The organism is Pseudomonas sp. P5_A2_2 (assembly GCF_054177685.1).
Window position 1 is genome coordinate 1 of sequence record NZ_JBGCUL010000172.1, and the last position, 7,224, is coordinate 7,224.

The window sequence follows — 7,224 nt, forward strand, 5'->3', positions numbered from 1 at the left end:
GTGGTGGCCGATGAAGTGCGCAGCCTGTCGCAACGCACGCAATCGTCGACCGCACAGATTGCCRGCACGGTCGACAGCCTGCGCAATACGGTGAATGAAGCCGTCAGCCTGATGCAAGCCGCGTGCAGTCAGGCAGAGAGCGATGCACAAGCGGTCACCGGCCTCGGTGAACGGCTCGGAGAAATCGCCAGTGCGGTGCAGAGCGTCACCGATACCCTGGCGCAAATCGCCACGGCTGTGGAAGAACAGGCCAGTACCGCCGACGAGGTTAGCGGCAATATCCAGCAGGTCGATCAAGCGGCGGTGCGCTTGCTCGAAGGGGYCCGCGCGGTAAATCAGGCAGCGGATACCCTGAGCCACGGCAGCAAGGCCTTAAGTGACAATACAGGGCGCTTTCGCTTGAGTTGAGTCCGCCAGGACTTCTCAGGCGCGGATCACCGCCTCCGGGAAGTCCTGCTCCAGTTCGCTCTTGAGCCAGTCGATAAACCACGCCACGTCCGTCGAAGGCCTGGCCATGGACACCTATCACCGCTGGATGGAGGTGGTGATTCCCGGCACCTTGTCCGGCTGCCCGGTGGCTAACGTACAGGTCGGCTTCAACGCCAGCGGCCTGCCCATGGGCCTGCAAATCATCGGCAGACACCAGGCCGACTTCGCTGTCCTGCAACTGGCGCACGCGTACGAACAGGCCAGCCGCTGGTTCCAGCGCTGCCCTTCACCCCAGCTCAGAGGATAGATTTTGATAAAYGGTTGAAAGCGCAGAGAAATATTTTAGATTTATGCTTGACGCATCCCCGTTACCGGTGAATAATGCGCGCCACTTGGCTACATAGCTCAGTTGGTTAGAGCATAGCATTCATAATGCTGGGGTCCGGGGTTCAAGTCCCTGTGTAGCCACCAAGTACTAAAAACGGCTTACCGCAAGGTAGGCCGTTTTTTTATGCCTCGAAAAAATGCGCTGCGGTGACAGGGAAATCCTGCACCGCATGCGCGTCTCGATCAGACGCGAACCGTCGGTAATGCCGACAACGCCCGCTCCCAGATCTGCCAGGTGCGCAGCCAGACCATCGCCTGCCAATCGCTGTCGGCGGGATAGAACTGCTCGAGCAGATTCAGCTTGATCTCGCGCCCTGTTGCATCATTCGGGTTGCCGTACAGATGCAGCCAGTGGTCATCGCGCAGATGCCGGTGAACCTCCGGCCCCGGATAAGTCCCGCATTCAATGACAAACGGCATCAGCCGTACCTGCGGCAGCGCATTGATCAGCGCCTGCGAGGTGTAGCCGGTGGCCGTTGCCGCCACGCCGGTTTCGCTGACGGTGTCGGCACCGGTTTGCAGGCTGTAGAGCCACGGACCGTAAATCGCCTGCGCATCTGACAGCGCTGGATAAACGGACTCGGTGATGGTCAACAACATCGGATGACCGTACTCGCCGGCGCCCGTGTGCAAGTCGAAACACATGGCAACCTCGGCATGGGTCACGTGCTTTTGCACGATCCGGTGCAGCGTGCGGTTCGACCAGCTCGGCGCCAGCCCGCCGAAAAACAGGCCGTCGGGATGAGCATGCTGACCGCCCTCGACAATCGACATKACTGCCGGCCAGCCGTGCAAGCGAATCTGTTCGTCGAGCAAGGCATCGGCACGCTCACGCTGCGGACCGTGCAACTGCGGGCAGGCATAGATTTCATGCAGGGCGTTGTAGGCCTGGTTGTCCGGCAGCGGGCGCTGGAAGTCCAGGTGATTGCGGTTCAGGTCAATGTTGTCTTCGTTGACCCGGCGCAACCACGCCATGCCCCAGGGGTTGATGGCATGGATCATGACCACGGCGACATCCGCTGGCAGGGACCGCTTGCCCAACTCCTGCAGCCATTTGATCTGGCAGCCCGAACCATAGAAGCCTTCGACCCCGTGAGTGCCGCTCAACGCGATCAGCAGCCGCTTGGCGCCCGGATCACCCAGCACCGCCACATCGGTACTCAGCGGCTCGCCGAACGGTCCTTTGAGCGGGTGTGGATACTCCGTCAGCGTTGCGCCTGCCGTGGTCGCGGCGGCCAGGAATTGTTCACGCTGGGTGCGATAGCTGGGCTGGGTGGGAAACTCGGTTTGCATGTCTGCCTCTTGTTGATTTTCTGGCCTGCCTGTTGGCAATGACCCTACAGAAAATCCCGCCATTGATGAAGGACAAAAACATCGGGGCCGTGGGACCTGGTTTGCGTCCCTCCCGGTCGGCCGATAAAGTCGGCTGATCGTAGATCCAACGGACGGAGTACCCCCACGTGTTCTCAACCTTCCCTTTGCGCCGCTATCGCCTGCCAGCTCTGGTTCTGCTCGCCAGCGCCTTGACCCTGGCCGCGTGCAACAACGCTTCAGTCCCGACGCTACCGCTCGCACCGGAAAGCGCCTCCGGTTTCCGCACCGACCTGAAAACTCAACACGCCGAGAAATACATGGCGGCGGCGGCCAACCCGCTAGCGGCCGAAGCCGGGCGGGAGATGCTGCGCCGGGGCGGCTCGGCCATCGACGCGGCGATTGCGATGCAAGCGGTGTTGACGTTGGTCGAGCCACAGTCTTCCGGCATCGGTGGCGGCGCATTGATCGTACTCTGGGATGGCAAAGCCGTGCGCACCTACGATGGCCGTGAAACCGCCCCGGCCGGTGCTACCGAGAAGCTTTTCMTGCAAGCCAACGGACAACCGATGGGGTTCACCCAGGCGCAAATCGGTGGTCGCTCGGTAGGCACGCCCGGCGTATTGCGCGCCCTGGAACTGGCCCATCAAAAACACGGGCGCCTGCCCTGGGCACAACTGTTTGAACCGGCCATCCGGCTCGCCGAGCAAGGCTTCGCCATTTCGCCACGCCTGCATCAGTTGATCGCCGCGGATTCGTCCATGCCACGCTCGCCGGAAATGATGGCTTACTTGCGCAATGCCGATGGCAGCCCAAAAGCCGTCGGCACAAACTTGAAGAACCCGGCGCTGGCCGCTGTGTTCAAACGCATCGCCCATGAAGGCCCGGATGCCCTGTACAAAGGCCCGGTCGCCGAGGAAATCGCGGCCAAGGTTCAGGGCCACACCAATCCCGGAAGCCTGTCGCTGACTGACCTCGCCAACTACCAGGCCAAGGAACGCGCGCCGCTGTGCACCGACTACAAGCGCTGGCAAGTCTGCGGCATGCCGCCGCCGTCGTCGGGCGGGATCGCAGTGGCCCAGATCCTCGGCACGCTGCAAGCCCTGGAGACTCGCGACAAGCGCCTGGCACTGGCACCGCTGAAACCGGTCAAAACCATGGCCCCGGCCGGCATCGAACCCGACCCGCAAGCCGTGCACCTGATCGCCGAAGCCGAACGCCTGGCCTACGCCGACCGCGCTCAGTACGTCGCCGATACTGACTTCGTCCCCGTGCCGGTCAAAGGCCTGGTCGACCCGGCTTACCTGGCCAGCCGCGCCGCTCTGATCGGTGAACGCAGCATGGGCACGGCCAAACCTGGCACTCCGCCGGGCATTCAGATGGCCTATGCACCGGACCGTTCGCCCCTGCGGATTTCCACCTCGCAAGTGGTGGCCGTCGATGACGCAGGCGGTGCCGTGTCGATGACCACCACCATCGAATCGGCGTTCGGCTCGCACATCATGGTTCAGGGCTTTCTACTCAACAACGAGATGACCGACTTCTCGTTCATCCCCGAGGAAAATGGGCAAAAAGTCGCCAACCGCGTCGAACCCGGCAAACGCCCGCGCTCCTCCATGGCCCCGACCCTGATCTTCGACCGCCAGAGCGGCGAATTCCTCGCCACCGTCGGCTCCCCCGGCGGCTCGCAAATCATCGAATACGTGGCCAAATCCACCATCGGCCTGCTCGACTGGAACCTCGATGCGCAAGCCGCCATCAACCTGCCCAACTTCGGCAGCCGCAACGGCCCGACCGAACTGGAACAGGGGCAATTCAGCCCGTCGCTGATTCAGGCGCTGAAAGACAAAGGGCACAGCGTGAGCGAAATCGACATGACCAGCGGGACCCAGGCGATTGTTCGGGTCAAGGACGCCCAAGGCAAAGCGTCGCTGACAGGCGGCGCCGATCCGCGGCGTGAGGGGCAAGCGCTGGGGGATTGAGTCGTACGCGGGGATGAGAAAGGGCTTACCGGTGGGTAGGCCCTTTGTTTATGAGCAAGTCGCTTATCGACTGATCTTCAACCCCTGCCGAACCTGGTGTTTTTCCAGCGCCAGCTCGATCAGTCGCGTCACCAGCTCGCTGTAGGTCATACCGGTGGCCTGCCACAGTTTCGGGTACATGCTGATGCGGGTGAAGCCGGGCAGCGAGTTGATTTCGTTGATCAGCACTTCGCCGCTGTCGGTCAGGAATACATCGACGCGGGCCAGGCCGGAGCAGCCCAGTACCTGGAACGCTTCGACGGCCAGGGCGCGGATGCGCTCGCTGGCCTCGACGCTGATATTGGCCGGCACCACCACTTCAGCAGCCGCGTCGTCGATGTACTTGCTGTCGTAGGAATAAAATCCGCTGCGCACCACGATCTCGCCGCAGCCACTGGCGATGGCGTCTTCATTGCCGAGTACCGCGCACTCAATCTCACGACCGCTGACGGCAGATTCGATCAACACCTTGGTATCGAAACTCAAGGCCAGTTCCACCGCTGCGGTGTATTCGGCCTCGTCGGCGACCTTGCTCACACCCACGGAAGAGCCCTGGTTTGCCGGTTTGACGAACAGGGGCAAACCGAGCCGGGACCGAACCTCGGCAAACCCGGTACGCGCCGCCGTGGCGCGGGTCAATGTCACGAACGGCGTCACGGCCAGGCCGGCATCGCGCAGCAGGCGCTTGCTGATGTCCTTGTCAATGCACACAGCCGAGCCGAGCACATCGGAGCCGACAAACGGCAGATCGGCCATGCGCAGCAAACCTTGCAGGCAACCGTCCTCACCGAGGGTGCCGTGGACAATCGGGAAGATCACATCGACGTGGCCGAGCATTTCCTGGCTGGAAGTTTCCACCAATTGCTGGCTGGCTTTGCCCGGCACCACCGCCAGTTCACGATTGGACTGGTTGAGGGCGATGAGCGCCGGGTTTTCCTGGTTCAGCAAAAAGTTGGAAGGGTCGTTAAGGTGCCAGTGGCCTTGTTTGTCGATGCCGATCAGCACCGGCTCGAAGCGTGAACGATCCAGCGCATCGACGATGTTTTTCGCCGACTGCAACGACACCTCATGCTCGGCGGAACGGCCCCCGAAAATGATCCCCACGCGCAGCTTGCTCATGACCTGGCCTCATCCTGACAAATAAAAACGACCTATAGAGAATGCGCCCCACAGTGCAGTATTTGCCCTTGGTTTTCTAGCGCACATGTCCCCTTCCGATCAGAAGACAGGGAACCGCTGACTGGGTTACCGTGTTGCGCATCAAGCTCAAGACGATCATCACCATGGCCAAGCGTCCGTCTCGCAATGACTGGTTCCTTCGTGCGCCCGATGTCGGCGGGCTGCAGCGTTTCGAGGCGTTTTTTGCCGGCCATGGCTACGACCTTCACCGCCACGACACCTATGCCATCGGCCACACCCTGGCCGGGGTGCAGAGTTTTCAGTATCGCGGTGGCTGGCGTCACAGCCTGCCGGGCGCAACGATCGTGCTGCACCCGGACGAAGCCCACGATGGCGAGGCCGGCACCGAATCCGGTTTCCAGTACCGGATGATGTACATCGAACCGGCGCTCATCCAGCAGATGCTCGGCGGGCAACCGCTGCCGTTCATCAAGACCGGGCTGTCGAACGATCCCCGCCTGTTCGCCGCCACGGGGGCGTTGCTGCGCAGCCTGGATTGCCCGCTCGATCCACTGGAAGAACAGGATGCGCTGTTCGATCTGGCGCAAGCCATGAGCACGGTTTGCGGTGCGCCGGGCAAACGCTCGGGCTTCGATTACGTGGCCGCGCAGCGTGCGCGGGAATACATCCACGGTGCCCTGGACCGCACCGTGACCCTGGATGAACTGGCGCAACACAGTGGTCGGGATCGCTGGAGCCTGTCCCGGGATTTTCGCCTGTTGTTCGGCACCAGCCCCTATCGTTACCTGACCATGCGCCGCCTGGACATGGCCCGCGCGCTACTGATTCAGGGGCAGACGCTGGTCAGCGCCGCGCTGATCGCCGGCTTCACCGACCAGAGCCACATGACTCGGCAATTTCGCAAAACCTACGGCCTGCCGCCAGCGCGCTGGCTGAACATGCAGCGCCGTTGAGCCACGCACAATCGTACAAGAAGCGCATGGAGTCGCTGGCTATCGTGAGTTCACCAACCACCGCGAGAGCTGTTTCATGAACGCTTACGAAAGCCTGAACTTCGCTGAAAAAATCAGCCGGATCTATTCCCACTGGTCGCCCCGGGTCATCGCCGAAATGAACGACTACCAGTTCAAGGTGGTGAAGCTGCTGGGGGACTTTATCTGGCACGACCACCTCGATACCGACGAAACCTTCATCGTGCTCGAAGGCCGGCTGCGCATCGATTTTCGCGATGGCCACGTGCTGGTGAACGCCGGGGAAATGTACGTGGTGCCCAAAGGCGTCGAGCACAAGCCCAGTGCCGAGCAGGAGGTAAAACTCCTGCTGATCGAACCCAAGGGCGTGCTCAACACCGGCAGTGAAGGTGGTGAGCGCACGGCCGAGAATGATGTGTGGATATGAGCGCTGACCGGTTTACACCTGCAAGATCTTGCCGTCCACCGGCTCGCCAATGGTCAGGAAGTGCCCGCCCGCCACGTGGTGCAAGGTGCGCAAGGCATCTTGCCCGTCGAAGTGCCAGCGGCCTTCGCTGAACACGCGCTCGTCAGCCTGGGCGGCAATCACTTCGGCCAGGAACAGATCGTACTGCTGGTGGTTGTTCGGCTCCGGCAACAGGCGACATTCCAGCCAGGCCACGCAGCCTTCGAGCATCGGCGCATCAACCGACTCGCCGGTGAACGTCTGCAAGTCGTAGGTCTCAAACTTGTCGCGCCCCTGGCCCTGGGTCAACTCCAGGCCGGAGGTCGAACCGACGGTCTGCACAATGTCGGCCTGGGCAGCGCACGGAACGTTCAGTACAAAAGTGYCCGAGGCCTCCAGCAACTGGCGAGTCCAGGTGGACTTGTCCAGCACCACGGCAATTTTCGGTGGTTCGAAATCGAGCGGCATGGCCCAGGCTGCCGCCATGATATTGCGCTGGCCACCGTGGGCTGCGCTGACC

Annotated in this window: 7 protein-coding genes, 1 tRNA gene and 1 pseudogene; 6 read left to right on the top strand and 3 right to left on the bottom strand. The window is 61.9% G+C overall.

All coding sequences use genetic code 11. From position 1 onward, the window contains the following. The 3 genes and pseudogenes from ACXRVY_RS12890 to ACXRVY_RS12900 form a co-directional block, all read left to right on the top strand. A partial coding sequence (locus tag ACXRVY_RS12890) for a methyl-accepting chemotaxis protein (RefSeq protein ID WP_458237517.1) occupies nt 1-408 on the top strand: 408 nt, incomplete at its 5' end. Nucleotides 409-496: 88 nt separating this feature from the next. Next, nucleotides 497-736 (top strand): annotated as a pseudogene (locus ACXRVY_RS12895) (amidase family protein); the annotation flags it as partial. Between the two features lie 87 nt (nt 737-823). Continuing rightward, nucleotides 824-900, top strand: a tRNA-Met gene (locus tag ACXRVY_RS12900). 99 nt (nt 901-999) lie between these two features. On the opposite strand, the gene ACXRVY_RS12905 is transcribed toward ACXRVY_RS12900, so the two are convergent. Further along, nucleotides 1,000-2,109, bottom strand: a complete 1,110-nt coding sequence (locus ACXRVY_RS12905; protein ID WP_223461086.1) for a DUF2817 domain-containing protein — start codon at nt 2,107-2,109, stop codon at nt 1,000-1,002. A 167-nt stretch (nt 2,110-2,276) separates the two neighbouring features. On the opposite strand from ACXRVY_RS12905, the gene ggt reads away from it, so the two are divergent. Further along, complete coding sequence (gene ggt, locus ACXRVY_RS12910; RefSeq protein WP_458237518.1) at nt 2,277-4,109, top strand: gamma-glutamyltransferase; 1,833 nt, start codon at nt 2,277-2,279, stop codon at nt 4,107-4,109. Nucleotides 4,110-4,172: 63 nt separating this feature from the next. Here ggt and ddlA read toward each other — a convergent pair whose 3' ends face one another. Further along, the gene (gene ddlA / locus ACXRVY_RS12915; protein WP_458237519.1) at nt 4,173-5,267 is read right to left on the bottom strand and encodes a D-alanine--D-alanine ligase; all 1,095 of its coding nucleotides are present in this window, start codon (nt 5,265-5,267) and stop codon (nt 4,173-4,175) included. 164 nt (nt 5,268-5,431) lie between these two features. Between ddlA and ACXRVY_RS12920 the strand changes: the two genes are divergently transcribed. Together ACXRVY_RS12920 and ACXRVY_RS12925 are read left to right on the top strand one after the other, a co-directional pair. Beyond that, nucleotides 5,432-6,241 carry an AraC family transcriptional regulator gene (locus ACXRVY_RS12920; protein ID WP_223461238.1) on the top strand — a complete coding sequence of 270 codons (810 nt, stop codon included), beginning with the start codon at nt 5,432-5,434 and terminating at the stop codon, nt 6,239-6,241. Nucleotides 6,242-6,317: 76 nt separating this feature from the next. Continuing rightward, nucleotides 6,318-6,686: a cupin domain-containing protein gene (locus tag ACXRVY_RS12925; RefSeq protein ID WP_223461080.1), complete on the top strand. Its 369-nt coding sequence runs from the start codon at nt 6,318-6,320 to the stop codon at nt 6,684-6,686. Between the two features lie 12 nt (nt 6,687-6,698). Here ACXRVY_RS12925 and ACXRVY_RS12930 read toward each other — a convergent pair. Next, nucleotides 6,699-7,224 (bottom strand): flavin reductase family protein (locus tag ACXRVY_RS12930; RefSeq protein WP_458237520.1); only part of this gene is annotated, 526 nt, incomplete at its 5' end.

Coding starts and splice junctions, on each gene's coding strand:
- ddlA (WP_458237519.1), bottom strand. CDS start 5,267: ATGAGCAAGCTGCGCGTGGGGATCATTTTCGGGGGCCGTTCCGCCGAG.
- ACXRVY_RS12920 (WP_223461238.1), top strand. CDS start 5,432: ATGGCCAAGCGTCCGTCTCGCAATGACTGGTTCCTTCGTGCGCCCGAT.
- ACXRVY_RS12925 (WP_223461080.1), top strand. CDS start 6,318: ATGAACGCTTACGAAAGCCTGAACTTCGCTGAAAAAATCAGCCGGATC.